Source organism: Mannheimia glucosida (genome assembly GCF_046267875.1).
In the GTDB taxonomy this organism is placed as follows: Bacteria; Pseudomonadota; Gammaproteobacteria; order Enterobacterales; family Pasteurellaceae; genus Mannheimia; species Mannheimia glucosida.
Genome location: NZ_CP176502.1, coordinates 1,891,307 through 1,917,195 on the forward strand (window position 1 = coordinate 1,891,307; position 25,889 = coordinate 1,917,195).

Genomic DNA, 25,889 nt, shown 5'->3' on the forward strand with positions numbered 1-25,889 from the left:
AAACATTAACAACCTTTCATTCAGCCTTAACTAGAATAGCTCGTCAAATTCAAAGCGATACATTAAATCTACCGCTTGGTTAATACTTGAGACCCATTGTAAGTACAGCCTTGGCGTTAAATTGTAGCGTAAGGTTAATTCGGTAAGCGGTGCAAAAATGCCTACGCCATATTTCACTCGGAATTTAGGGGCAAGGCTGGCGCTTACCTCTACTTTGGTGTTATCACCGATACCTGCGGTAGTCACGCTTAAATCTTTGAGTCCGAAAGTACTACCAACATCACCCACCAATTTACTGCTTTTTGATAAGCTCATACTGAGTAATGCCGCAGCGACTGCATTACTAGAGCTTGCATCACCACTGCTTTCCAATGAGCGACCAGTTAAAATATAGGAAAGTGCCTCATTTTGCGACATTGCCGGATCAGAGAATACTTTTACCGTTGGGCTGTCTGCCAAACCCGTTACTCTCACTCCCGCAGTAATGGTCGGATCTTCCATTGCCTCCGGATTACGTATGGCTTCAATATCTAGGGTTGGCTGAGACGGTGAGCCGGCAAAACTAATATCACCTTTACGAATCAATAAGTCTTGCCCATAGGCAGCAAATCGCCCTTCACGCAAATGAACTTGCCCATAAAGCCCCAGCCCTTGTTTACCTTGTCTGACAGACAATAAGCCATTCACGTTACTGTTTAAACCATAGGCTTTGAGTTTGACATCATTACCGATGTTAATCTTAATATCTGCATTAATTGCCATTCCGCTTGAAGTTTGAGCCGGAATATTACGTTGGCTAAACGGCACTTTATTTTTCACCGAGCCATCCATAATTACCTCATCTCCACTTACACTGACCGCACTTTCAGGTAACTGCTCGACTTCAATTCTTGCCCAAGGGATATCTACATTTCCACTTAAGGTTAAAAGAGTTGGCGTTGCCGTCACTTGAATATCCGGGCTAACTGCCACTTTTGCGATATTAGGAATATCCACTTGGAAACGGTTAGCTTGAGCGTGAACCCGTGTTTTCCACGCATTTAGATCTCGCCAGTCTGCATCGCCCTCCAAACGCAGTTCGCTTTGTTTGGTTTGTAATTTACCGCTTAAAGTCGATGTTGCCCCGTGGAAATTCATTGCTAAATTCCCACCTGTAATATCAAACGGCATTGTAACAGAGCGGGCTTTTAACTCTGTGACGTTTAGATTTCCGTGCAATAACGGAGAGGTTGCGGTACCGCTCACAGTAAGACGAGCATTCACATTGCCATCAACCGAATCGCCCCGTTCAAGTATCGGTCGAATCAGCTTTAAACTTAATTGGTCAAGATGAATATTGCCGGATAACGCACGAGCCTTACTTAAATCTTTCATCACTAAATCAGTCGAAAGCCTGCCGTTATTTTCAACTCTTAAATCGGATTTAAGGGTTAAATTATTGTCAGACATTTTCAGATCAATTTTAAGCGGTGAAACCGTCAGCGGGAAACTTTTCCCCCCCTCCATTTTTTGAATAAATTTAATCGCATTAGAGGTTAAATCCAGATTCACTTGAGGCTGTTTATTTTTAAACCAAGCTGCATCGCCTTTGGCATTCACAATCCCTGAAAGCTGGCTGTTTTTCTCCAAAAATTGTTGCAATACCGCTAAATCAAAGTTGCGGATTTCAAAAGGCACTTTGCCCTCTACACCTGCGTTAAATGCAGTCGGGAAACAAAGGTTAATTTTCCGGTTATGCCAACAATGTGCGGAAATATTGGCGTTAATGGCTTTATTGTCATATTTCACATTCACCGATTTATCTGCTTGGAATTGACCAAACTCGCTAGATTGAATCGAGACTTGGCTTAATTGCCCTTCCCAAATTTCTTTCAAGCGGTCAAATTTTCCGGAAATTTGCAAATCAGCACCAACCGGGTTGCCTTTTGCACTTAATTTCAAGCTATGATTTTCTTCATTTCCTTTTAGCAATAAAGAGGCATTTTCCACTTTGATTTCGTTATAGGCAAATTGACGTAACCCCAAGGTTAAATCCCCTTGAATGGTTTTCTCAGTGGTAATTTTGCCTTTTGCGGTTAAATTTTGCAGTTTAAATTGCTCATAGCCTACATTTGAGGCAACTAAATCTAAATCAATATTAGGTTCTGAAACCTTACCCGATAATTTGGCATTGCCATTCACGCTGGCTTTTAAATTTGGTACTAACCCTTGCAAATTAGGCGCTTTAATATCTGCATAGAAATCAGATTTTTCGCCTAACACACCTTTTAAATCGATCTTATTTTCACCATACACCAGCGATAAGCCCGGAACATCTAAAAGTTGTTGATGATCGGCTTTTAAATTACCGCTTAAGTGTAGATTTTTCTGTAATAACGAACCTTTAATATCAATATTCGAGACGTCCGCTTTCCATTCGCTAGCTGAATTGCCCCGTCCTGCATAACCTTCGGAAGATAAAGAACCGGACAATACCGCCGGCCAGTCTGCCAGTAGAGATTTAGTGTTAATATTCTGAAGTTTCAAATTTGAACGCCACGCAACGCCCTCACTCCAATCCACTAAACCGTCGATCTTCGCTGTACCTTCCAGCGTATTGAGATTTAAATCTTGTATATTAAAATGAGTTAATTCCCCTTTGCCAGTTAAGCTAGCCGAGCTTGCAGGTACGCCCATTCCTTTGGCACTGACTTTAGCCTCCAAAGCATAATCTAGGAGATTGCCATTAAGCCTCATGGCGATATTCTCTAAACTCAGCACATCACCATTTTGCTGAGGGGCAAACGGATAACGCATTGACTCACTCTTCAGCGATAAATCAAAGGGAGTTTTCGCCTGAGCCAGTGTAACATTACCCTCCAACGAGGCATTAATTGCACCGGCTGTTTTCACTTTTAGGCTGGTTTTGTCATATAGCTCACCGGAAAGAGTGGCTTCGATCTGATTGAACGGCAATTTTACTTTCGCCGTTTTTGCTTCGTGACCGCTTAGCATCCAACTTAACGGATAATTGTCTTGTAAGGTTAAAGATCCGATTGCGGTTAGATCTCCTTGGTCGCTTTTGAAATCTAAACTTTTTAGGTTGATATGCTGATCTGTTGCTTGAGCCTGAAGCTGTAAAGAGGCAACATTTAGCAATGAGATCGGCTCAATCAAATTCCCTTTTTCATCTTTAGCTTTTTGAGCAAGTGCTACATTCGCAATATCAATCTGTTCAATATTGAGATCAAGAGGCAAACTAAAACGAAGGTTTTTATCCAATAACGGCTGTGCTAATTGTGCTTTAATCGCTGTCCAATCCACTTTATTATCCACCTGTTCGGCCTGTGCGACAGTTTTTCCCTGTAATTGGTGAAAGCCATCTACGACTTTTTCACCGGTTTTTTCCACCGCCTCTTGAATCACTTTATCAGCAATCTCTTGTGGATTTGTCGCTGATGACGCCTCTGTTTTTGCATTTTTTTGTGCAAAATCGACCGCTTGTTCAGTATCAGTTTCGTCTAACTTTAAGGCTAAAAGCAGATTTAGCCCCTCTAACTGTGTCGGGTGAACGGTAATAGCCCGCCCTTTACCGGAAAGTGCAGTGTGGAAATGATTAAGATGAATATCCATATCATCAACTTTGACCTTGATATTCTCTAAATCGATATTTTTAGCCGAAATCCCCAATGGCAAATTTAATTCGGTGAAAGGTTCAGTCTCCTCTTTTGGCTGAGAAGGGGGTAATTTAGTCGTATCAATCAAGACCTCAGTATCTTTAAGGCTCAAATTATTCAAACACATTTCATAATGGAGCAAGCAGTTAAAGCCAATATGCAGATCCGCTTGCCCAACCGTTACATTCACACCGTCCATCACAAATCGGGCATCAGAAAGCTGTAACCCCTCTTGCAAGCTCCCTTGCACTTGCCCCAGTTGTAATGGCTCTACGAATTTATCTACCCAGCTTAACACTTTACGTTGCCCGTAACCTGTGCATAGCAAGAGAATTGCGAGTAAAAGTAGAATAAACGTCAGACAAAAGCCGTGCTTTAAAAAGCGCCATTTTGATTTTTTAGGCTGTGTTGTTTGTGGCTCTTGTGTTGAGTCGGTTTGATGTGTGGCTATTTGTTTATTTTCGTCAGTCATAATCGTGAATACTTATGGGGTGATAAAAAGTAAACAAGCGGTCTGCGAAACTTTACTGAAATTCGACCGTTTGTTTGCATTTACAGATCGGAACCTAAACCAATATAAATTTGCATTCCTTTGGAATTATCTGGTGATTTTACCGGCGTGGCGACATCAAATTTAATCGCCCCGATAGGTGATGCCCAACGCACACCTAAGCCTGTACCATGGTAGAGATCTTTAGTTTTGAATTTATTCGATGCCAAACCTGCATCATAAAAAATTGCGCCCCACCAATTAGGATAAACCTGATACTGATATTCTACTGTGCCTGTGGCTAAATGAGAGCCTCCGACACGTTTACCATTACTCGGGTCACGAGGGGAAATATCCTTATAGCCAAAGCCTCGCACACTCATATCGCCACCGGCAAAATAGCGTAACGCCGGTGGAATACGTTCAAATTGATTGGCTTTCAAATACCCCAACTCCGCCCTTAAATAGAACCGATGGTTATCAAAGTAAGTTCTCGCCCAAGATGTCGAGGCTTTATAACTATAAAAGTTTACATCTGAACCTACTGCACGACTCCCCCAGTTTACCGTTAATTTTTGTGTATCCCCCCATAATGGGTAAGGCTTGCCATCTGTTCTGGTTCGATTCAATGATGCCGTTGGGTAAACTAATAAGGTTTTAAATCGATCATTAGCTTGAGTAAAAGAATCGTAACGGGCTTTTAAACCAACAGAAAATGACCAACCGGTTTCGTGCGTCCAGAAACGTTGTAACCCAAGGGTGGCAGCGGTTGATTTTGTATCGTTTTGATCTTCGTTTTCTAAAGTGCCGGATAATTGGTAATAATAATGGAGCGGATCTTCTCTAAGTGGAATATTATAACCAAATTCAAATGTCTGCTCCGGCTTAGAAACGTACGTTCGGCTTTCAATACTATGACCTCGGCTATTTAACCAAGGTTTCTTCCAGTTAAGCTGTAACCTTGGGCCAACTTCAGTTTCGTAGCCTATTCCAATTTCTACTTCATTACGTTTTTTAGGTTGAAATAGTACATTTAAATCGACTAATTTATCCTGCTCATTTAAATGTGGCTCAACCATCACCGATGAAAACCAATTACTGGAAAGGTAATCTTGGGTTAAAACTGACAGATCGTTAGCTAAATATGGCTCACCAGAATGAATTTTAAGAATATTTTGCAAATATTCTTCTTTGATTTGGCTATCTACAAACCGGATTTGTCCATAATGGTAGCGTTTTCCGCTATCATAGCCTAAACGCCAATCCGCTTTATGATCGGTCGGATAAACTTCCAAACGGTGATAAAGCCAATGGCCGTCAAAATACCCCTTACTAAAAGCGGTACTTTCAATATCACCCTTAAAATTCTCATAGATTTTATGATTTAAACGACTACCTTGTTTTGGGGCTTTACTCACTAAATGAGTGAAATCTTCGTCCGTATTTGCATCGCCTTGTAACACAATATCGGTTTCATCAATTTTTACTGTCTCTTTATCTAGCTCAACATTTAATACTAAGAGCGGTTTCTTTCCCTCTTGAGGTAGCTGCACAAATTGGTATCGGCTATTATAATAGCCCAAGGCTCTCAGAGCTTTATCTACTGTGGTTTGCACCAAATAGTGATAACGCTCTGAACCATCTGCATATTCATTGGCAATTTGATCTAAATATAGCTCCACATTTTTCTTGGCATCTTTATCCTGAATGCCTTTGACTTCTAAAGTGACTAATGGCTCTATTTCTGGCTCATCATCACTATCTTCCGCTAATTTTTCTTGCAGATTTTCAACTCGCTCACGATCTACGTCAGACAGCCTTTGCTCTTGATTTGCTTGTGCCATTGAAGCAAAAGCCACTAAACAGCAGAATGTTAAAAAATGTAGTTTTGTATTCATTAGTAACCTTTTTATTCTTTTGGAATGCCACGCAAAAGCGGAATACTGTCATAAGGCGGAACAGAACTTAACGCTGGCTCTTGCTCAAAGAGCATAATGAATGGTTTGTCAGGCACTGTTTTTTCATTACGCCACAAGTTTCCAACACTCACCAATTCAATATCTTGAGGTAGTTGTGCTAAATTTTGCTTCAGTACACTAATCGTATTCTTGCGAGGGTGTCCTATCACCACCGCTACCCCGTTTTTTCGTGCGTGATTAATTGCATGTGCAAACTGTTTTTGTACATCAGCAAGCAGATCGCTATCATCTAAAAAAATGTCTCTCTCCAGCGTATTAATACCAAATTGACGAGCCGTTTTAGCCGCCACACTACTGCCAATAGTTTTACTGTCTAAAAAGAAAAGCGTATTTTCTTTTAACACTTTCATCAAATGTTGCATTGTAGCAGAGTCTGAAGTTGCGCCACTGCCCATATGGTTATTTAAACCAATAGCATATGGTACTTGACCACGAGAAGTATGAATAAGTTTCCGAATTTTCTCTTCGTTATCACCAATATGAATACCCCCCTCTTCAATTGGCTGTTTCGATTTAGGTTCCATTGGCAAATGAATCAAAATATCCCGTTTTTGGTTATAAGCGTCCTTTGCCCGTTCTGTTGCATAGGGTGCAACAGGAATAATCGCCACGCTTACCGCCTTGGGTAAGGCTAAGATTTCTCGATCTTCTTTTATTCGATAGCCCACATCATCAATTACAATCGCCATTTGAGCTGCTTGTACAAGCGGTGTAAAAAGCACAAACATTTGCAAAAAAATGTTAAAATTCAACCGCTTGTCAATTTGTTTAAACATCTATTTCACCAAATTTAGAGGATTAATCGGCGTGCCTTTACGGGTAACACCAAAATAGAGTGCAGAACGGCTTTGTCCCCCACTGTTACCAACCTTCGCAATAACCTGTCCGCCTTGCACTCGGCTACCCTTGCTGACTGAAATAGATTGGTTATAGCCATAAAGGGAAATATCACCATTGCCGTGGTCAATCGCAACCATATTGCCATACCCTGCAAGCCATTGAGCCATTATGACTCGCCCGCTTGCCATTGCTCTAACCGAAGTACCGGCAGAAGCACCAATCACTACACCGTGCCAATTATTACCAAAAGGAGTGATAATATTGCCAGACACCGGCATCGTATATCGACCAGCCTTGATCGGTGTTCTCTCAACATTCTCAGTTGTTTTGGACTGACCGGATTTTGCCTGTTTTTCCCGCTGTTGTTCACGTTTTTCTGCTTGCTGAGCCTCTCTTTGCGCTTGTTCTAATTGTTGTTTTAGCGCCTGTTCATTGCTGCGTAAATTCTCTAATCGGCTTTGATCCTGCTCAAGCGTTTTATCGATTAAGCGTAAGGTGCTTTCACGCTGGCTTTGTACTTTCTTTAAATCTTTCTCTTGTTTCTTTTGTTCATTAAGTTGTGTTTGATGATCTTTTTGCTGACCTTTCAATTCATCACGTCTGGCTTTAAGATCAGCTTGGGTTTTACGAATTTCAACAATCGCATCAATGCGAATATTATTCATATGCTGATAATAAGCTGTCATTCTTTCCGCATTTTTTGCCTCTTCAGACATTAAACGCTCTAAGACCGAAGGGTTCACCCCAGAACGGTAGGCAGAGTCCAACTGCTCTTTTAATTTTTCTTTCTGCTGTTTTTCCAACTTTTCTAAACGGGCAATTTCAGTCTCGGTCGCTTTAATGGTCTGGCGAACTTCCGTTAAAGACATTTCGGTTTTTTGTAATTTATCCAACACCTTCCCCATTTCTACTTCTTGGTTTTTTAGGGTAGACTGCAACGCATTACGTTTTTGCTTTTGTTCATTAATTTTTGAGGTTTGCTGTTGGATTTTTTGCTGAATCTGATTAAGATTATTTGCAAAAGAAAAAGGGGTAGAAAAGCTTATTACCCCACTGAAAATAGCAGTCCAACAGTAAGAATTTATTCGTTTCACCAGCATACCTTTGTTTCTTCAAAATATTATTAAGGTTATATTCTAATCGGTTATTTGCTTAAGATCAGCTTTTTAGTGAAAGAATTTAACTATCTATTTCAAAATATAAAGAATTTTGCTATAAATAGCACAATTTCAAATCCATTAATTTTACTCAAAGCTAAGGAGTCATTATGCAATTAGTATTTATCCGTCACGGTTTCAGTGAATGGAATGCTAAAAACTTATTTACCGGTTGGCGTGATGTTAATTTAACAGAACGTGGGATCGAAGAAGCAAAATCTGCCGGTCAAAAATTAAAAGCAGCCGGTTTTGAATTTGATATTGCGTTTACATCTGTTTTAACCCGTGCGATCAAAACTTGTAACATCGTATTAGAAGAATCAGACCAATTATGGATCCCTCAAGTGAAAAACTGGCGTTTAAACGAGCGTCACTACGGTGCATTACAAGGTTTAGACAAAAAAGAAACTGCTGAAAAATATGGTGATGAACAGGTTCACATCTGGCGTCGTTCTTATGACATCTCTCCACCGGATTTAGACCCACAGGATCCAAACTCAGCACATAACGACCGCCGTTATGCTAACTTACCAAAAGATTTAATTCCAAATGCAGAAAACCTCAAAATCACCCTTGAGCGTGTGTTACCATTCTGGGAAGACCAAATTGCACCTGCATTAATTTCAGGTAAACGTGTATTAGTTACCGCACACGGCAACTCATTACGCGCATTAGCAAAACATATCGAAGGCATTTCCGATGCAGACATTATGGACTTAGAAATCCCAACCGGTCAGCCGTTAGTGTATGAACTAGATGATAACTTAAAAGTCATCAGCAAACGTTACTTATAATTGGTAAATTTCCAATAAAAAATGACCGCTTGTAGTGCAACACATTACAAGCGGTATTTTTTGTTGATTTTTTGCAAATGGCAAATATCAACAAAAATAAGGGCGGATATGATCTTGATCTGCACTCGCCCTTATCATTTTGAAATGAGATTAGAAATCTAACAACTCTTTCTCTTTTGCTGCCAATACTTCATCAACTTTTTTAATGAAGGTATCGGTGATTTTTTGAATATCTTCTTCAGCTTTGTGTTGTTCGTTTTCGCTGATTTCTTTATCTTTTAATAACGCTTTGATTTGGTCATTAGCATCACGGCGGACATTACGAATTGCTACTTTACCTTGCTCACCTTCTGCTTTAACGATTTTGATTAAATCACGACGACGTTCTTCCGTTAATGGTGGAAGCGGAACACGAATGGTTGTGCCGGCAGAAGATGGGTTTAAACCTAAATCTGAGGTTAAAATTGCTTTTTCTACCGCAGAGATTAAAGATTTATCAAATACGTTTACCGCTAAAGTACGGGCATCTTCAGCCACCACGTTCGCTACTTGGCGTAATGGGGTGGCAGAGCCGTAATATTCTACTTGAATGCCGTCTAACAAAGAAGGTTGAGCTCGACCTGTACGAATTTTCGCAATATGCCCTTTTAAAGCCTCAAGGCTTTTTTCCATACGATCTTGTGTATCTTTCTTGATTTCGTTAATCATTGATTTTTTATCCTTTTATTTAGTAACTGAGAGTTAAACAGAGAAAATTAATTATTCAGAAATGGTTGTACCTTCTTCAGTACCGAATACCACGTTGCGTAACGCCCCCGGTTTGCCCATATTAAAGACACGAATTGGCATTCCGTGGTCACGAGCAAGCGTGAATGCAGCTAAGTCCATTACTTGTAATTCTTGCTCAATAACTTGTGCATATGTTAATTTATTGTACAGTTTTGCATCTGTGTGTTTGGCTGGGTCTTTATCATAAACGCCATCTACTTTAGTTGCTTTTAAAACCACATCAGCTTCAATTTCAATACCACGCAAGCAAGCGGCTGAATCGGTGGTAAAGAACGGGCTACCAGTACCGGCAGAGAAAATCACCACACGTTTTTCACGCAACATTTTAATTGCTTCAGACCAGTTGTAAGTGTCACAAATGCCGTTTAATTGAAACGCAGACATTAATTTAGCATTCACCTCTGCACGGTGTAAGGCATCACGCATAGCCAAGCCGTTCATTACAGTGGCAAGCATACCCATATGGTCGCCCACTACACGGTTCATTCCTGCTTTGGCTAATTTAGCTCCACGGAATAAGTTACCGCCGCCAAGTACCACACCAACCTCAACGCCTTCAGCAAGTAATTCTTTAATCTCTAACGCCATACGATCCAAAATAGACGGGTCGATACCAAAACCTTCACTGCCTTGTAGGGCTTCACCACTTAATTTGAGAAGAATTCGCTTATAAATAGGTTTGCTCATTTTAATTGCCTCTTAACTGTATGGACTAAACACAAAATTACGTTATTATAGAACAATCCAATATAACGATAAACTAAAAATATTCACTACAATGAAATCCAAACAACTTTTCGGCATTCTTGTCGCTATTTCGCTGGCAACTGCTGCTAGCTGTTTAATGCTAATCGGATCAGGCTTTTTTCCAAATCCGAGTATCTTTGAAGTCATTTTGGGCGTATTCCTCATCATCGCTCTCGCCAGTTCTAAATGGACTTATTATTTACTCTTGCTACCAATCAGCATCGCTTATGCAATTTATACCCCGGTTGGGATAAAATTCGGTAAACCGACTTACGAGTATATCGCCTCTATTTTTGCTACCGATATGATGGAAAGCAAAGAGTTTATTGCTCAACTGCCGATTTTAAATATTGCGGCGGGCATTGCGATTGTGCTAGCGGTCATTTTTTATCGAAAAATTACCAATCGCTATCAAATCCGTTTTTTACGCAATAAAACATTCGTGATTTCGGCTTTTGTATTAATGCTGTTTTCCCTTGCACCGTTTAAATTTTTTCAGGAGTTCTACAATTCAAGCCTAAAGGTAAAGAAAGAATTGGAAGTGCTGAACAATTTAACGCTAGATTCGCAGTGGGGTCAATCAACCCTCAGCTCAACTTCAAACTACGATGATTATGTACTAATTATGGGCGAAAGTGCGAGAAAGGATTATCACCACGCCTATGGCTATCCGGCTGCCAATACGCCTTTTATGAGTTCGGCAAAAGGAACACTGATTGACGGTTTGACCTCCGGCGGCACTAATACTATCGCCTCATTACGCTTAATGCTGACCAAGCCAGATACGGAAAAGTGGGAAGCAAATTATGGGCTGACCTTAATTGATTTAATCAAATCTGCTGGTATTAAGACCTATTGGATCTCAAATCAAGGCTATTTGGGCAATTACGATACGCCGATTTCTTCTATCGGCAATAAAAGCGATGTAAAAATCTTCACAAAATCTGGCGATTCATTAAATACCAATGTGAGCGATTTTGAATTGTTACCGCACTTTGCTAAAGTGATTGAAAAACCGGCTCAAGGTAAGCGGTTCATCTTCCTACATTTATATGGCTCGCATCCTATTACCTGCGATCGCCTCACCGATTACCCGAAAATGTTTGACGATAACAAACTGCCCAAACGCTACTTTAATGTAAATTGCTATGTTTCATCTATCAAGAAAACCGATGAGCTGCTAAAACGGGTATATGATTTGTTAGTAAAAAACCAAGAAAATCACCGGCGTACATTCTCAATGGTTTATTTATCTGATCACGGTTTATCGCACGAGGTTTCAAAAGAGAACATTGTTATCCACAATGGAAAGGATAGAAGTAAATTACACTACGATATTCCGCTGTTTAAAATTTCAAGCGATGATACTCAACGCAATGTCTATAAAGCCTTTAAATCGGGCTTAAACTTCACTAATGGTATTGCGAATTGGATTGGTATCGAAAATCCGTTATTAGATAAAGAAATTAATCTTTTTAACGAACAAAACGATAAAAGTGATTATGGGCTAAAGAAAATCATTGAAACGCTGTCTACTGTAGAAGATCCAGCTGTTCCTATTCCTGAAAGCTACTTATATAAAGCGACTAATTAGCAAAAGTAAGTAACAAAAAAGCAGGCTTTAAGCCTGCTTTTTTAGTTTTTAGTATCAGAAAAATTAAGCGTTACCGCCAGTGATTTTCGCTACTTCTGCTGCGAAATCTTCTTCTACTTTCTCAATACCTTCACCCACTTCTAAACGGATAAAGTTAGAAACTGAAGTGTTTACTGATTTTAAGTATTGACCTACAGATTGAGATGGATCCATTACAAACGGCTGACCGGTTAACGAAACTTCACCGGTGAATTTAGCCATACGACCTTCAACCATTTTTTCTGCGATTTCTTTTGGTTTACCAGAGTTCATCGCAATTTCAATTTGGATTTCACGCTCTTTAGCAACTACATCAGCAGAAACATCTTCCGGATTTACGAATTCAGGTTTGCTTGCAGCAACGTGCATTGCAACTTTCTTAAGTTCATCTTCAGAACCGTTACCTGCTACTAATACACCGATTTTCGCACCGTGTAAGTATTGAGCAATCACTTCGCCTTCTAAGTATTGAACACGGCGAATGTTCATATTCTCACCGATTTTCGCAACTAATGCCGCACGTTTTTCTTCAAATTGTGCTTGTAATGCTTCGATGGTTGTACCTTTATTTGCAACTGCGTAGTCAGCAACTTCGTTTGCTAATTCTAAGAAACCGGCATCTTTTGCAACGAAGTCAGTTTCACAGTTCATTTCAACTAATACGCCAAAACCTGAAGCTACGCGAGCAAGGATTACACCTTCAGCTGCAACACGACCTGCTTTTTTAGCCGCTTTTGCTTGACCAGATTTACGCATATTGTCGATTGCCAATTCAATATCACCGTTCGCTTCAACTAATGCTTTTTTACATTCCATCATACCTGCACCGGTACGTTCACGAAGTTCTTTAACTAATGATGCTGTGATTTCAGCCATTTTAAATTCCCCTTATTTGATATAGTAAAACAGGCTCTCACCTGCCTAGAAATTTCATTGTTTAGGGCAGGTTAAAACCTGCCCCCTAAACTGAATTATTCCGCAGAAGCTTCTTCTGCTACTTCAACAGTTTCAACACCGCGACCTTCTTTGATTGCAGCAACTGCTGAATCTAAGTAAAGTTGGATAGCACGTGTTGCATCATCGTTACCAGGAATGATGTAGTTAACGCCATCTGGAGTTGAGTTAGTATCAACAATCGCAAATACAGGAATACCTAAGTTGTTTGCTTCTTTGATTGCGATATGCTCGTGATCAGCACCGATAACAAAAATTGCATCCGGTAAACCGTTCATATCTTTGATACCGCCTAAGCTTAACTCTAATTTTTCTAACTCACGGGTACGCATTAACGCTTCTTTTTTAGTGATTTTGTCAAAAGTACCGTCTTGAGTTTGAGTTTCTAAATCTTTTAAGCGTTTGATTGATTGACGAACTGTTTTCCAGTTAGTCAGCATACCACCTAACCAACGGTGGTTTACGTAGAATTGTTGGCTCTCTACTGCCGCTGCTTTAACAGCATCACTTGCCGCACGTTTTGTACCAACGAATAATACTTTACCGTTGTTGCTGGCAATGCGGGTTAATTCTGCTAATGCTTCGTTGAATAAAGGTAAAGTTTTTTCTAAGTTGATTACGTGAACACCATTACGAGCACCAAAGATGAATGGTTTCATTTTTGGGTTCCAGTAACGTGTTTGGTGACCATAGTGAACGCCTGCGTTAAGCATATCGCGCATAGAAACTTGTGCCATAAGAATTTTCCTTCAAAGTTGTTTGTTTTGCCACTTATGAACGGCAAAACGGGGTTTAGCCTCCACATATCCTAGAAAATCAATCTGTTAAAGACACCCCAATTCCTAGCTTGTGATATGTGTGTGTTTTAGTGTTAAAAAAATAAATGTGTACGTTTTGCCTGAATAGACAAAAACGGGGCGTATTATGCCAAAAAACAAACAATTTGCCAATTATTTTATTACTCTATTCGCATTGCTCTCTTAAATCTAAATCAAGCTCAAAAATAAAAACCGTTCTCATTATTGACTAAAATCTCAACAGCGTTTAGAATTTTGCCACTTTAATAAAAAAATAAAAGGAGAACTCATGAAAAAAGCCCTTTCAACACTAGCTCTAGCTGTATCTGCTTTTACTTCAATGTCTGCATTTGCAGGAAACGAAGTAAATGTTTATTCCTATCGCCAACCTTACTTAATCGAACCGATGCTGAAAAACTTTGAAAAAGACACCGGTATTAAAGTAAACGTGATCTTTGCTGATAAAGGCTTGGTAGATCGTGTGAAACAAGAAGGCGAGTTAAGCCCTGCCGATGTGCTTTTAACCGTGGACATCGCCCGTGTGATGGAAATCGTTAACGCAGGTTTAGCACAAAAAGTGGACTCAAAAGTGTTAGAGCAAAACATTCCGGCACAATTCCGTGACTCTAACGACCAATGGTTCGGTTTAACTACCCGTGCCCGTGTAATTTACACCTCTAAAGATCGTGTAGGTAAACTGCCTGCCGGTTTTGATTACTTAGATTTAGCCAAACCGGAATACAAAGGCAAAGTGTGCGTACGTTCAGGTAAAAACTCTTACAACGCGTCACTCTTTGCGGCGATGATTGAACACTATGGCGTGGAAAAAACCAAAGCGTTCTTAGAAGGCTTAAAAGCAAACTTAGCACAAAAACCGCAAGGCGGCGACCGTGACCAAGTAAAAGCCATCAAAGAAGGCATCTGCGATTACGCACTGGGTAACAGCTACTACTACGGCAAAATGTTAGACGATGAAAGACAAAGAGCCTGGGCAGAATCAGCAATCCTCAACTTCCCAAGTGGTCAATACGGTACGCACAAAAATATCAGTGGCGTAGTGATTGCGAAATATGCACCGAACAAAGAAAATGCGGTGAAACTGATCGAATACCTCAGTGGTGAAAAAGCCCAAGGTTTATATGCAGAACTTAACCACGAATATCCGGTGAAAGAAGGGATTGAGCCGTCTAAACTGGTTAAAGGTTGGGGAACTTTCACTGCCGATACTATCAAACTGGAAGACATTGCGAAAAACTATGAAGCCGCATTGAAACTGGTTGATGAAGTGAAATTTGATGACTTCGAGCAGAAAAAATAATCGGCTGACAAGCGGTTAATTTTAGCCAAAAATTTACAAATTTTTGCTAAACTATGACCGCTTGCAAAAGGACGCTGCGGCGTCCTTTTTGTATTTTAGAAAAATATTAAACTCTGCAGATTTGGCAACAATGAAAACGGAGTCATTCAAAAAATGAAACAATATCTTAGCTGGAAAACCCTCGCTATTCTGATTACGCTGATTGTGCTTCTGCCCTTGCTTGCCATTGCCTACCACGCATTCGGCGGCGAGTCTGAGAATTTAGCACATCTTTGGCATACGATGTTGCCGACCTATATTCAAAATTCCGCTCTGTTAGTGTTGGGAACTATTATCCTTGCCCTCTTGTTTGCTCTACCGACCGCTTGGATAGTAGCAAATTACCAATTTTGCGGGCAAAAAACCTTACAATGGCTACTTTGCCTACCACTGGCAATGCCGGCGTATCTGATTGCTTACCTTTATACCGATTTGCTGGATTATTCGGGCAGTTTTCAAGAAATGCTACGCCATCTTTTCGGCTGGCAAACACCGCAAGATTACTGGTTTCCGCAAATACGCACCCTCTACGGTGCTTGCTTTGTATTGGCGTTAGTGCTTTACCCTTACATTTTCCTGCTGGTACGAGTCGCGTTATTAGAACAATCTGAAAACCTCACCCACAGTGCGAAAATGCTCGGAGCAAGCCCGATGCAGATTTTCCGCCGTATTACCTTTCCGCTGATCCGCCCTGCGATTGCCGTCGGCATTGCACTGGTGGCAATGGAAACGCTCGGCGACTTCGGTACCGTTGCTTATTTTGCCGTTCCCACACTCACCACCGCCATCTACGACTCGTGGCTTGGCTATCACGATCTTGGCACAGCAAGCCAAATTGCGATTTTTATGCTACTGATGATCTTCCTGTTTTTAAGCCTAGAACAATACAGCCGCCGCAAACAAAAAAGCTATCAGCGTGGTTATGAGAAAAAATCGGCATTTAAAACATTACACGGCTGGAAATTAGCTCTTGCTCTTGCTTGGTGCTGGGGCTTACTCGCCCTTGCTTTTTTTATTCCGTTCGGGCGTTTACTCTACTGGGCGTATGACTATTTCGAGCAGTCGTGGAATTTAGACTTTGTGCAATTTGCCCTCAATAGTCTGAAAGTGTCAATCATCGCTTCTATCATAACGGTCATTTTCGCCTTAATTTTGCATTTTGCCAATCGTCTCTCGTTTGGTAAATTTTCAGCAAAATCGACCCGCTTGTCGTTGCAACTTTCCTCGCTTGGCTATGCTATACCCGGCACAGTGCTTGCCATCGGTTTGCTCTCGCCCTTAACTTTTGCCGATCACCAACTGCACGCGTTGCTCAAAAGCCTTGAACTTTCCCCTGTCGGTTTAATTTTCTCCGGTTCGCTGTTCGCGCTTGTGCTTGCTTATACCGTTCGCTTTTTAGCAATGGCGATTGGTAGCCTTGAAACCTCGCTTGCCAAAGTCTCTCCATCACTCGATATGGCAAGCCAAACGCTAGGCAAAAGCGGCTTCACGATGTTTAGCAAAATCCATATCCCTCTGATTTATAAAGGGATTTTAACCGCTGGTTTAATGGTCTTTATCGAAAGTATGAAAGAGCTGAACGCGTCGCTCTTACTGCGTCCGTTTAACTTTGATACGCTCGCTACTCACGTTTTTACTTTCACTTCTGACGAACAATTAGAACGTGCCGCACTGCCGGCGATTGTACTGGTACTTGTTGGGTTACTGCCGGTGATTTGGCTAACGCGATCGCTTATTTCGCAATCGGAAAAGGAAAGATAAAGGAATTTTATGTCTGTTTTAACTATTAATAATCTGAATCTTAATTTTGGCAATACTGCAGTGTTACAAAATCTTCACCTTGCGGTAAACCAAAATGAAATTATCTGCCTGCTTGGAGCGAGCGGTTGCGGCAAAACCACGCTGTTAAAAGCGATAGCAGGATTGCTGCCGATTGAGCAAGGCGATATTCATTTGAACGGCAAATGCCTGAAAAGCAAGGCGGTGGAAGATCGCCAAATCGGGCTGATTTTCCAAGATTACGCTCTCTTCCCACATTTAACGGTGGCGGAAAATATTCAATTCGGTTTAGCGAAATTGCCTAAAGAAGAGCAAAAAAACGTCACTGAACAGATGCTTTCAGTGGTACATCTGCAAGGCTTTGAAGCCCGTTTTCCGCATGAACTCTCGGGCGGTCAGCAACAACGGGTAGCGATTGCCCGTGCTTTGGCGTGTAAGCCTCAACTGCTGTTGCTAGACGAACCTTTTTCCAACATCGACAGCCAAACCCGCTATGCGATGATCCAAGAGATCAAACAAATTTTGAAAAGCCAGCAAGTGCCGGCAATTTTTGTGACTCACAGCAAGGAAGAAGCCTTTGCCTTTGCGGATAAAATTGCGGTAATGGATAAAGGCAAAATCGTGCAATTCGGCAAGCCGAATGAGCTGTATCACGCCCCGGTGAATCCTTTTGTGGCGGATTTTTTAGGCGGCACAAATTATCTCAGCTGTAATATAACCGAAGACAAAGTGCTGTTCAGCCCGATCGGTGAGTTCCGCCTGTTTCCGGAAATGGAAATCAGCAAAGGACGCTACCAGTGGTTGCTCCGCCCTGAACAGCTGATTTTAAAACCAAACGAATTAGGGTTAGGAAAAGTGGTCGGCAAACTGTTTTTAGGTTTATTCTACCGCTACCAAATTGCCATCAACGGCATTGAAATTACCGCTTATCAAAATCAGGAACTGAAAATTGGAGACCAAGTTGAAGTGGGCTTCCAAGTCAGGGAATTTATCTTATTTTAAATCGGAGAAATGATGAAAATAGAAGTTTGGTCAGATTTTGCTTGCCCGTTTTGCTATATTGGCAAACGCCATTTAGAACAAGCCTTAGCCCAATTTGATGGCGAGGTTGAGGTTATTTTCCGAGCCTTCGAGCTTGATCCTCACGCCAATGGCGAACCGGAGGCTGATATTCAGCAACGCTTAATGCAGAAATATCAAAAAACTGCCGAGCAAGCAAATGAAATGATTGATTATGTGGAAGAAGCCGGAAAAAAAGCCGGAATTGATCTGCGTTACCGTACCACACAATATACTCGCACCTTTGAAGCTCATCGTCTGGCGAAATTTGCTGAAAGCAAAGGCTTGGGCGAAGCAATGACTGAGCGGCTGTTTAAAGCCTATTTTACCGATAATGTCATTTTGGCAAAACGTACCCAACTTATTGAGTTGGCGTTGGAGATCGGTTTAGATCGTGATGAAGTGGCTAAATTACTGACCGGTGATGATTTTGGGCACGAAGTACGGGAAGATGAACGAATGGCTCACCGCTATGGCATTAATAGCGTGCCGTTTTTTGTGATTGATGAAAAACTTGGAGTGTCGGGGGCTCAACCGCCGGCAGTGTTGCTTGATGCAATTAAGCAGGCATTGCAAAAATAATCCAAAAAAAGACCGCTTGTAAATAAACAAGCGGTCTCATTCTTCTTAAAATTTACCAATTACTTTTTCGTAATCGCCCCTAGAATGCCACGCATAATTTGTTTGGTTACTTGGTTACGTAGATTTCTGCCCACCGATTGAGCCACTTGGCTCACTACTTGTTCGGTAATGGATTGATCTTTTTTCTTTTTCGAGCCAAAAATCGAAGAAAGGATGCCACCAAAGAAATCGTTACTTTCTTCCTCTGCCGCCGCTTGCTCTGCTTTTACCGCTTCCGCTTTGGCATTCAGCATTTCAAAGGCTGATTCATTATCCACATATTGGCTATAGTGGTGATATAAATCATCTTGTTTAACTAAGCCCTCACGCTCAGCTGTTGCTAATGGTGTTAATTGACTTTTTGGTGGATAGATATAAGCAATCTCAACCGGTGTCGGCATACCTTTTTCATCAAGCACAGAAACCAATGCTTGCCCAACTCCAAGCTGGGTAATGGCTTCCACTACATTGACCTCTTTGTTGGCTCGGAACGTTTCCGCTGCTGCTTTTACTGCTTTTTGATCACGAGGTGTAAACGCTCGTAACGCGTGTTGAATTCGGTTACCTAGCTGCCCTAACACAGAATCCGGTAAGTCCAATGGGTTTTGGGTTACAAAATAGACCCCTACACCTTTTGAACGAATTAAGCGAACCACTTGTTCAATTTTATCGACCAACACTTTTGGTGCATCATCAAACAGTAAATGGGCTTCATCAAAGAATAATACGAACTTCGGTTTTTCAGGATCGCCTACCTCAGGCAAATTCTCAAACAACTCTGCCATAAACCAAAGTAAGAATGCCCCATACATTCTTGGTGAATTAATCAATTTTTCCGAATTTAAGATATTGATAACACCACGGCCGTTACGGGTTTGGATCCAATCGTGTAAATCTAATGCTGGCTCACCAAATAAGTTACTTGCTCCTTCATTTTCAAGGGCTAATAAAGCTCGCTGAATTGCTCCGACACTTGCGGCGGAAACATTGCCGTATTCCACTTGAAATGCTTTCGCATTGTCGGCAACAAATTTTAATAACGCACGCAAGTCTTTTAAATCAATCAGCATTAAGCCTTTATCATCTGCCACACGGAAAACAAGGTTTAATAGACCTTCTTGAGTATCGTTTAAGTTAAGTAAACGGGAAAGCAACATCGGACCCATTTCGGAAATGGTAGTGCGTAGCGGAATGCCTGACTCGCCAAACACGTCCCAAAACGAAACCGGATAACCGTTTAAGTAATCTTCTCCGCCTAAATTAAATTGTTCAATCCGTTCTGCAATTTTTCCGGAAAAACTACCCGCTTGTACTAAACCTGAAAGGTCGCCTTTTACATCCACTAAAAATACCGGCACGCCGTCATCACTGAAGGCTTCCGCTAATTTTCGTAACGTAACGGTTTTACCTGTCCCCGTCGCCCCAGCTACTAAACCGTGTCGGTTAGCCATTTTTGAGTTAAGTGAAATCACTTCACCTGATTCAGTTTGAGCAATATTATATAAACTCATATTTGATTCTCTTTTGTCTAAAATTAACTTTTAATGCCAATGCGGAAACCTCTTTCCCAGTTGTGATAATAATGGGAAGGTAGATCTTTTACATTATAGCCACAATATTGGCTACGTTGTTGCAACATTTGGTTTTTCTGTGTACGGAAAGACTTCCCGACACGGTAGCCATCTAAATACCAATCATCACTGTCTTTACAAGCGGTCGTATTTATTCGCTTATTTACAACTGTTTGATTAACGATTTTTGTTTTATTTTGTGCTGCTTCGATACTTGGTTTCATTCTTACAGCTTGTTCTTTTTTAGCCGTAATCTTAACTGATGAATGGCGATTAGCCGATTCTGCCGAAGAGAACCAATCCTCTTCAAATTGCTCTAAGCTCTTACAGCCGGTCAGTAATACCAAACAACATAGGTATTTCAAAAATTTCATTTTATTTATTAAAACCATTACGATTATTTTTCTTCGCTACAAAAGGGCTTTTCGTTCTTGGTCGGTTTACTTTAGGTAAATCAAGTAAGGACTCTTTATCATATTGACTGACCGGAATTTGGTGTCCGATATACTCTTCAATCGCTGGTAAATTGACCGCGTAACGCTCACAAGCAAAGCTGATTGAATGCCCACTCTCACCTGCTCGACCTGTTCTACCAATACGGTGAACGTAATCTTCTTTATCGTCCGGTAAATCATAATTAAACACGTGCGTGACATCCGGAATATGCAAACCACGAGCCGCAACATCTGTTACCACTAAAATATCCAAATTGCCCTTGGTGAAATTATCCAGCAAAGAAAGGCGTTTTTTCTGAGGAATATCGCCGGTTAGCATTCCAACCCGATGTCCGTCTGCCGATAAATATTGCCAAATCTCTTCACATTTATGCTTGGTATTGGCAAAAATCATACAACGCTCCGGCCACTCTTCCTCAAGCAATGTCAGCAACAATGCCATTTTGTCTTCATTAGAAGGGTAAAATAGCTCTTCTTTAATACGATGTCCGGTTTTTTGTAGCGGCTCAATTTCAATATATTCGGCATTATTCATATCTTCATAAGCAAGCTCCCGCACTTTTGCCGAAAGCGTTGCCGAAAAGAGCAAGGTCAAACGCTGTTTCGGTGAAGGGGACTTACGCATCAGATAACGAATATCTTTAATAAAACCAAGATCAAACATTCGATCTGCTTCATCTAGCACAATCACTTGAATTTTATCTAAATTGATAATGCCTTGTTTCACATAGTCGATCACTCGACCTGTTGTACCGACTAGGATATCTACCCCTTTTTCAATTTCTTGAACTTGTTTGTCGTAACCATCACCACCGTATGCCAACGCCAGTTTTAAATCAGAATGTTTTAAAAACAGCTCGGCATCAGCCCCAATTTGCACCGCCAATTCACGGGTAGGGGCAAGAATTAATGCTCTCGGCTGGTTCTTCGCCGTTTCTGTTTCATTGTTTAATAAATGGTGGAAAGTTGCCACCAAAAAAGCCAATGTTTTGCCTGTACCAGTTTGAGCTTGGCCTGCAATGTCATTTCCTTTTAAAGTAATCGGGAGGGTTTTCGCTTGAATTGGAGTACAGAACTCAAAGCCTTTGCTATCAAGAGCATTTAACACATTAGCGTGAATCGGGAAGTCAATAAAACGGTGTTCGGTAAGGTGATTAGACATAGTATTTCCTTGATAATTATTGTGTTACAAGCGGTCTTTTTTACACATTTTTTTGCAAAATAGCATATTGGGCATTTTTTCTCAAATTTAACCGCTTTTGAGTTTATTCGGCAAAATGGATTGGAAAAGCTCTCGGCTTTTCAACGGTTGTGAACCTAAATAGGGCTTTAATGCAATTCGGGTAAAACGTTTTGCCGCTTGCTGAGTCGCTTTTTCTGAAAAATCCAACTGAGCAAATGCCAACAAATCGCTGCCTAAAAAGGTCTGGTTATTCTGTAATAATGAGGCGATAAATCCTTGATTTTCCTGAAATTGATAGGTCATTTTCGGATCAACCGGCAAACCGGTTGCCGCACAGTGCGTAAAATCCACCCCATAACCTAATGCTTTTAACGTATGAAATTCAAAGGTGCGTAAAATCGGCTCAATCTGTTTTTGTGCGGCAAGCTCGGTGATGCAACGTAAATAATGCTGAAATAATTCAGGGTAAGCAGTCTGATTTTCCAATACTCTTGCAAGTACTTCGTTAATATAAAACCCACTATAAAGCGAAAGGGTTTCCATCGGCAATGTTAATGCTGCCGGTTCTGCTTTGGTTAAGGTTTTAAGCTCCCCTTTACCCGACCAACGCAACAACAACGGCGTGAACGGCTGCAACACCGCTTTCAACGGCGAACGTGGACGCTTCGCCCCTTTTGCCAGCAAGGTAATCCGCCCGTGATATTCGGTAAAAAACTCCACCAGCAAACTACTTTCGCTGTATTCTCTGCGGTGGAGTACAAAGGCTCGTTGCCATTGATCTGTGGTCATAATTAATCCCGACTATATGTCACTTTCTTTGCTTCGCCAAAGAAAGTAACCAAAGAAAGGCGACCCTACTTCACCGCTGTCTTCGCTTGGTTTGAATTTGCTTAACGAAAAAATTCCAAACTCGCCGCTTCGCTGCTCAAACAAGGAATTTTTCCTACAAATTCAAAGTCGCTCAGGCGGTTCAGAAGGGAACCCGGCAGAGCATCATTTTGCAAAATTTTTCAAAAAAATCACCGCTTGTATGGTCGGATCGGGTTCCCTTCTGAGTTGCCCGAACGACTTGAAATTTTTAGGAAAATAACCCGAGCGAGAACGAAGCGAACATCAGGGTTATTTTTCGTTAAGAAAATTTCAACCAAGTGAGGATAGCAACGAAGCAGGGTGTGCTTTCTTTTGGTTACTTTTCTTTGCACAAGTAAAGAAAAGTGACAAAAAAACTACTCATCCATATACCCTAAACTTCTCAAGGCTCTTTCGTCATCTGCCCAACCGGCTTTGACTTTCACCCAGAGTTCAAGGTGGACTTGGTTATCGAATAAACGCTCCATATCTTTACGGGCTTCAATGCCGATGGTCTTAATTTTCTGACCGCCGGCACCGATCACCATTTTTTTCTGTCCGTCTCGTTCCACTAAAATTAAGCCGTTGATTTCATAAACACCACGTTCGTTCATTTTGAATTGCTCGATTTCTACCGTCACGGAATAAGGCAATTCCTCGCCGGTGAAACGCATTAATTTTTCACGGATAATCTCCGATGCCATAAAGCGTTGAGAGCGGTCTGTTACATACTCTTCCGGGAAATGATGAACGCCTTCACGCAACGATTTACGCACAAATTTCTGTAAAATATGCACGTTTTTACCACGTTGTGCCGAAATCGGTAGGATTTCCGCAAAATCAAACTTTTGTGAAAGCTCGGTAATATGTGGCAGTAGTTCTTCCTTTTCTTTGATGTTATCGACTTTATTGATCGCCAATAAAACCGGAGCTTTTGCAGAACGGAGCTTATTTAGCACCATTTCATCATCTTCTGTCCATTTAGTACCTTCCACCACAAAGATAATTAAATCCACATCGCCAATCGCCGAGCTTGCAGCACGGTTCATTAATCGGTTAATGGCTCGCTTTTCTTCAATATGTAACCCCGGAGTGTCCACATAAATTGCTTGGTATTGATCTTCGGTGTGAATCCCCACAATACGGTGGCGGGTTGTTTGTGCTTTGCGTGAAGTAATCGAGATTTTCTGTCCTAAAATTTTATTTAAAAGGGTCGATTTACCCACATTCGGGCGACCTACAATCGCAATAAAACCACAATAGGTTTTAGCAGGAGTTTGAGTTTGTTCTGTCATTTTGTTTTCCTTTCATTCTGCGGAATGAATTTGATGGTGCAAGCGTCCACGCTTGTACCATTTAATTAAATCTTTAGCACAAGCGAGGACGCTTGCGCTATCGTTACTTTTTCGTTTTAACCACGGCTAATGCCTTTTCTGCGGCATTTTGCTCGGCTTTTCGGCGGCTGGTACCAATGCCGATAAACACATCCTCGATGTTAATCACTTTGCAGGTCACGCGGAAGGTTTGGTTATGGGCTTCGCCTTTAATATCTAACACATTATATTCAGGCAAAGGTAATTTTCTGCCTTGTAAAAATTCTTGCAGGCGTGTTTTCGGATCTTTTTGGGCATCACCCGGGCTGATTTCCGCCAGTAAATCAGCATACCAATCCGCTACTTTTTCCATTGCTTTTGCCATATCTTGGTCAAGATAAATCGCTGCAATAATGGCTTCTACACAATCGGAAAGAATCGATTCTCGGCGAAAACCGCCACTTTTTAGTTCACCGGGCCCTAATTTCAGGTAGTCACCTAAGTCAAATTGACGGGCAATAATGGCTAAGGTTTGCTCACGCACAAGGGTCGCACGCATACGGCTTAGCTCGCCTTCATTTGCTTTTGGGAATTTGTCGTATAAAGCTTTGCCGATGGTAAAATTTAAAATGGAATCACCTAAAAATTCAAGGCGTTCGTTATTTTTTGAAGCGGCACTGCGGTGCGTTAAGGCTTGTGTGAGGTAATCAAGGTTATGAAATTGATAACCTAATTTTTTCTGTAATCGTTCTAATTGCATAAATTCTTTTATTTATTAATGACTGAGGGGCGAATTACCATTCGCCCCCTACACTACATTATTCAATAGTGGTAAACATTCTGGAAAAACGCAATCCGGTTGGAAACTCGTTTGCTTTTTTATCTAAACTTAGCCAGATAAATGTCGCTTTGCCCACAATATTTTTTTCCGGCACGAAGCCCCAAAAACGGCTGTCTTCACTGTTGTCACGGTTGTCACCCATCACAAAATAGTGTCCTTGCGGGACAACCCACTCACCGTCTATTTGCCCTTCTTGTTTATAGAAGTAAGGTGCATAATTAAACGCCATTGGGTGATTTAAAATTTGGTGGGTTACATCACCTTTTTCGGTACGCTCAAGTTGCATTTCGCCGTGGTAGAAAAACTCAGGGTTTGGTTTGCTTTCGCTGTATTCAAATGTCTTGGTTTCGCCATTTGCATTAGTAACCGTTAATTGTTGGGTAGCAAAATCGTATTTCACTTTATCGCCGCCTACCGCAATCACACGTTTAATGTAATCCACGTGAGGTTGAGCCGGTGCTTTGAAAACAATAATATCTCCACGCTCCGGCTTGCCGGTTTCGATTAAAGTATTCTGCCAAATCGGATCTTTAATCCCATAACTGAATTTATTTACTATCAAAAAATCGCCAACACGCAAGGTCGGTTCCATTGAACCACTTGGAATTTGAAACGGCTCAAATAAAAACGAACGCAATACGGTAACAAAGAATAAAATTCCGAACAGGGAGGCAAAAAATTCTCCAACTGCCGATTTCGGTTGAATCTCTGCCATTTCTTCTTCGGTTAATGCTCTACCTAAGCGTTTTTGTTGCTGGGCGATTGCCAGTTTACGTCTTGGGTCGGCACTAAATTTATAGAACGCCCAAAATCCGCCACAGATGATCACTAACGCCACTAAAATAATTGAAATTGTATTTGGCAGTTGCATTGAATCCAACCATTTCCAAATACCGTAAATAATGCCTAGAAAAATAATCGGCATAAGTTGTGCCATTTAACTCTCCCTTTTATCTTTTACCGTGTGGGCGAATGATGATTCGCCCCTACATTTTTGCAAAATTTTTTCAAAATACGACCGCTTG

The 25,889-nt window shown here is 41.1% G+C and carries 21 protein-coding genes; 6 read left to right on the plus strand and 15 right to left on the minus strand.

Annotated features, from left to right (window positions below):
• Positions 1-30 precede the first annotated feature (30 nt).
• The 4 genes from ACJ7Z2_RS09035 to ACJ7Z2_RS09050 all read right to left on the minus strand — a co-directional run bounded on the left by ACJ7Z2_RS09035 (position 31) and on the right by ACJ7Z2_RS09050 (position 8,065).
• On the minus strand, positions 31-4,128 hold the full coding sequence (locus ACJ7Z2_RS09035; protein WP_409500075.1) for a translocation/assembly module TamB domain-containing protein: 4,098 nt from the start codon (positions 4,126-4,128) through the stop codon (positions 31-33).
• A gap of 80 nt (positions 4,129-4,208) precedes the next feature.
• Positions 4,209-6,044: an autotransporter assembly complex protein TamA gene (locus tag ACJ7Z2_RS09040; RefSeq protein WP_409500076.1), complete on the minus strand. Its 1,836-nt coding sequence runs from the start codon at positions 6,042-6,044 to the stop codon at positions 4,209-4,211.
• Between the two features lie 11 nt (positions 6,045-6,055).
• Positions 6,056-6,901 carry a divergent polysaccharide deacetylase family protein gene (locus tag ACJ7Z2_RS09045; protein ID WP_330500190.1) on the minus strand — a complete coding sequence of 282 codons (846 nt, stop codon included), beginning with the start codon at positions 6,899-6,901 and terminating at the stop codon, positions 6,056-6,058.
• The gene (locus ACJ7Z2_RS09050; RefSeq protein WP_006248087.1) at positions 6,902-8,065 is read right to left on the minus strand and encodes a peptidoglycan DD-metalloendopeptidase family protein; all 1,164 of its coding nucleotides are present in this window, start codon (positions 8,063-8,065) and stop codon (positions 6,902-6,904) included.
• 167 nt (positions 8,066-8,232) lie between these two features.
• Between ACJ7Z2_RS09050 and ACJ7Z2_RS09055 the strand changes: the two genes are divergently transcribed.
• Positions 8,233-8,916, plus strand: coding sequence for a 2,3-diphosphoglycerate-dependent phosphoglycerate mutase (locus ACJ7Z2_RS09055; RefSeq protein ID WP_027074758.1), 684 nt, complete (start codon positions 8,233-8,235; stop codon positions 8,914-8,916).
• Positions 8,917-9,066: 150 nt separating this feature from the next.
• Here ACJ7Z2_RS09055 and frr read toward each other — a convergent pair whose 3' ends face one another.
• Both frr and pyrH read right to left on the minus strand, forming a co-directional pair.
• Positions 9,067-9,624, minus strand: a complete 558-nt coding sequence (gene frr, locus ACJ7Z2_RS09060) for a ribosome recycling factor (RefSeq protein ID WP_006248085.1) — start codon at positions 9,622-9,624, stop codon at positions 9,067-9,069.
• A gap of 51 nt (positions 9,625-9,675) precedes the next feature.
• A complete protein-coding gene (gene pyrH / locus ACJ7Z2_RS09065; protein ID WP_409500077.1) occupies positions 9,676-10,392 on the minus strand; it encodes a UMP kinase in 717 nt (238 codons plus the stop codon).
• Positions 10,393-10,483: 91 nt separating this feature from the next.
• On the opposite strand from pyrH, the gene ACJ7Z2_RS09070 reads away from it, so the two are divergent.
• Entirely contained in the window at positions 10,484-12,046 is a 1,563-nt protein-coding gene (locus tag ACJ7Z2_RS09070) for a phosphoethanolamine transferase (protein ID WP_409500078.1), read from the plus strand.
• A gap of 63 nt (positions 12,047-12,109) precedes the next feature.
• Here ACJ7Z2_RS09070 and tsf read toward each other — a convergent pair whose 3' ends face one another.
• Positions 12,110-12,961 carry a translation elongation factor Ts gene (tsf, locus tag ACJ7Z2_RS09075; RefSeq protein WP_154704458.1) on the minus strand — a complete coding sequence of 284 codons (852 nt, stop codon included), beginning with the start codon at positions 12,959-12,961 and terminating at the stop codon, positions 12,110-12,112.
• A 95-nt stretch (positions 12,962-13,056) separates the two neighbouring features.
• Positions 13,057-13,776, minus strand: a complete 720-nt coding sequence (rpsB, locus tag ACJ7Z2_RS09080; protein ID WP_006253501.1) for a 30S ribosomal protein S2 — start codon at positions 13,774-13,776, stop codon at positions 13,057-13,059.
• A 349-nt stretch (positions 13,777-14,125) separates the two neighbouring features.
• Here rpsB and ACJ7Z2_RS09085 point away from each other — a divergent pair, with 349 nt between their 5' ends.
• The 4 genes from ACJ7Z2_RS09085 to ACJ7Z2_RS09100 all read left to right on the plus strand — a co-directional run bounded on the left by ACJ7Z2_RS09085 (position 14,126) and on the right by ACJ7Z2_RS09100 (position 18,613).
• Entirely contained in the window at positions 14,126-15,154 is a 1,029-nt protein-coding gene (locus ACJ7Z2_RS09085; protein WP_409500079.1) for a Fe(3+) ABC transporter substrate-binding protein, read from the plus strand.
• A 153-nt stretch (positions 15,155-15,307) separates the two neighbouring features.
• On the plus strand, positions 15,308-16,954 hold the full coding sequence (locus ACJ7Z2_RS09090; RefSeq protein WP_409500080.1) for an ABC transporter permease: 1,647 nt from the start codon (positions 15,308-15,310) through the stop codon (positions 16,952-16,954).
• 9 nt (positions 16,955-16,963) lie between these two features.
• Positions 16,964-17,974 (plus strand): ABC transporter ATP-binding protein, encoded by a 1,011-nt coding sequence (locus ACJ7Z2_RS09095; RefSeq protein ID WP_409500081.1) that lies wholly within the window; start codon positions 16,964-16,966, stop codon positions 17,972-17,974.
• 9 nt (positions 17,975-17,983) lie between these two features.
• The gene (locus ACJ7Z2_RS09100) at positions 17,984-18,613 is read left to right on the plus strand and encodes a DsbA family protein (RefSeq protein WP_409500082.1); all 630 of its coding nucleotides are present in this window, start codon (positions 17,984-17,986) and stop codon (positions 18,611-18,613) included.
• A gap of 59 nt (positions 18,614-18,672) precedes the next feature.
• Here ACJ7Z2_RS09100 and ACJ7Z2_RS09105 read toward each other — a convergent pair whose 3' ends face one another.
• The 7 genes from ACJ7Z2_RS09105 to lepB form a co-directional block, all read right to left on the minus strand.
• On the minus strand, positions 18,673-20,163 hold the full coding sequence (locus ACJ7Z2_RS09105) for a helicase HerA-like C-terminal domain-containing protein (RefSeq protein ID WP_409500083.1): 1,491 nt from the start codon (positions 20,161-20,163) through the stop codon (positions 18,673-18,675).
• A 23-nt stretch (positions 20,164-20,186) separates the two neighbouring features.
• Entirely contained in the window at positions 20,187-20,597 is a 411-nt protein-coding gene (locus tag ACJ7Z2_RS09110) for a hypothetical protein (RefSeq protein WP_230311445.1), read from the minus strand.
• A gap of 1 nt (position 20,598) precedes the next feature.
• Positions 20,599-21,840 (minus strand): ATP-dependent RNA helicase RhlB, encoded by a 1,242-nt coding sequence (gene rhlB / locus ACJ7Z2_RS09115; RefSeq protein WP_409500084.1) that lies wholly within the window; start codon positions 21,838-21,840, stop codon positions 20,599-20,601.
• 87 nt (positions 21,841-21,927) lie between these two features.
• A complete protein-coding gene (gene recO / locus ACJ7Z2_RS09120) occupies positions 21,928-22,650 on the minus strand; it encodes a DNA repair protein RecO (protein WP_409500085.1) in 723 nt (240 codons plus the stop codon).
• A gap of 437 nt (positions 22,651-23,087) precedes the next feature.
• On the minus strand, positions 23,088-24,005 hold the full coding sequence (gene era / locus ACJ7Z2_RS09125) for a GTPase Era (RefSeq protein WP_154704465.1): 918 nt from the start codon (positions 24,003-24,005) through the stop codon (positions 23,088-23,090).
• Positions 24,006-24,108: 103 nt separating this feature from the next.
• Entirely contained in the window at positions 24,109-24,783 is a 675-nt protein-coding gene (gene rnc / locus ACJ7Z2_RS09130; protein WP_154704466.1) for a ribonuclease III, read from the minus strand.
• Between the two features lie 58 nt (positions 24,784-24,841).
• On the minus strand, positions 24,842-25,801 hold the full coding sequence (lepB, locus tag ACJ7Z2_RS09135) for a signal peptidase I (protein ID WP_409500086.1): 960 nt from the start codon (positions 25,799-25,801) through the stop codon (positions 24,842-24,844).
• Positions 25,802-25,889: the final 88 nt, after the last annotated feature.

What these genes read in the sequence shown, in the direction of transcription:
- ACJ7Z2_RS09035 (WP_409500075.1), bottom strand. Translation starts at nt 4,128, where the DNA reads ATGACTGACGAAAATAAACAAATAGCCACACATCAAACCGACTCAACA.
- ACJ7Z2_RS09040 (WP_409500076.1), bottom strand. Translation starts at nt 6,044, where the DNA reads ATGAATACAAAACTACATTTTTTAACATTCTGCTGTTTAGTGGCTTTT.
- ACJ7Z2_RS09045 (WP_330500190.1), bottom strand. Translation starts at nt 6,901, where the DNA reads ATGTTTAAACAAATTGACAAGCGGTTGAATTTTAACATTTTTTTGCAA.
- ACJ7Z2_RS09050 (WP_006248087.1), bottom strand. Translation starts at nt 8,065, where the DNA reads ATGCTGGTGAAACGAATAAATTCTTACTGTTGGACTGCTATTTTCAGT.
- ACJ7Z2_RS09055 (WP_027074758.1), top strand. Translation starts at nt 8,233, where the DNA reads ATGCAATTAGTATTTATCCGTCACGGTTTCAGTGAATGGAATGCTAAA.
- frr (WP_006248085.1), bottom strand. Translation starts at nt 9,624, where the DNA reads ATGATTAACGAAATCAAGAAAGATACACAAGATCGTATGGAAAAAAGC.
- pyrH (WP_409500077.1), bottom strand. Translation starts at nt 10,392, where the DNA reads ATGAGCAAACCTATTTATAAGCGAATTCTTCTCAAATTAAGTGGTGAA.
- ACJ7Z2_RS09070 (WP_409500078.1), top strand. Translation starts at nt 10,484, where the DNA reads ATGAAATCCAAACAACTTTTCGGCATTCTTGTCGCTATTTCGCTGGCA.
- tsf (WP_154704458.1), bottom strand. Translation starts at nt 12,961, where the DNA reads ATGGCTGAAATCACAGCATCATTAGTTAAAGAACTTCGTGAACGTACC.
- rpsB (WP_006253501.1), bottom strand. Translation starts at nt 13,776, where the DNA reads ATGGCACAAGTTTCTATGCGCGATATGCTTAACGCAGGCGTTCACTAT.
- ACJ7Z2_RS09085 (WP_409500079.1), top strand. Translation starts at nt 14,126, where the DNA reads ATGAAAAAAGCCCTTTCAACACTAGCTCTAGCTGTATCTGCTTTTACT.
- ACJ7Z2_RS09090 (WP_409500080.1), top strand. Translation starts at nt 15,308, where the DNA reads ATGAAACAATATCTTAGCTGGAAAACCCTCGCTATTCTGATTACGCTG.
- ACJ7Z2_RS09095 (WP_409500081.1), top strand. Translation starts at nt 16,964, where the DNA reads ATGTCTGTTTTAACTATTAATAATCTGAATCTTAATTTTGGCAATACT.
- ACJ7Z2_RS09100 (WP_409500082.1), top strand. Translation starts at nt 17,984, where the DNA reads ATGATGAAAATAGAAGTTTGGTCAGATTTTGCTTGCCCGTTTTGCTAT.
- ACJ7Z2_RS09105 (WP_409500083.1), bottom strand. Translation starts at nt 20,163, where the DNA reads ATGAGTTTATATAATATTGCTCAAACTGAATCAGGTGAAGTGATTTCA.
- ACJ7Z2_RS09110 (WP_230311445.1), bottom strand. Translation starts at nt 20,597, where the DNA reads ATGAAATTTTTGAAATACCTATGTTGTTTGGTATTACTGACCGGCTGT.
- rhlB (WP_409500084.1), bottom strand. Translation starts at nt 21,840, where the DNA reads ATGTCTAATCACCTTACCGAACACCGTTTTATTGACTTCCCGATTCAC.
- recO (WP_409500085.1), bottom strand. Translation starts at nt 22,650, where the DNA reads ATGACCACAGATCAATGGCAACGAGCCTTTGTACTCCACCGCAGAGAA.
- era (WP_154704465.1), bottom strand. Translation starts at nt 24,005, where the DNA reads ATGACAGAACAAACTCAAACTCCTGCTAAAACCTATTGTGGTTTTATT.
- rnc (WP_154704466.1), bottom strand. Translation starts at nt 24,783, where the DNA reads ATGCAATTAGAACGATTACAGAAAAAATTAGGTTATCAATTTCATAAC.
- lepB (WP_409500086.1), bottom strand. Translation starts at nt 25,801, where the DNA reads ATGGCACAACTTATGCCGATTATTTTTCTAGGCATTATTTACGGTATT.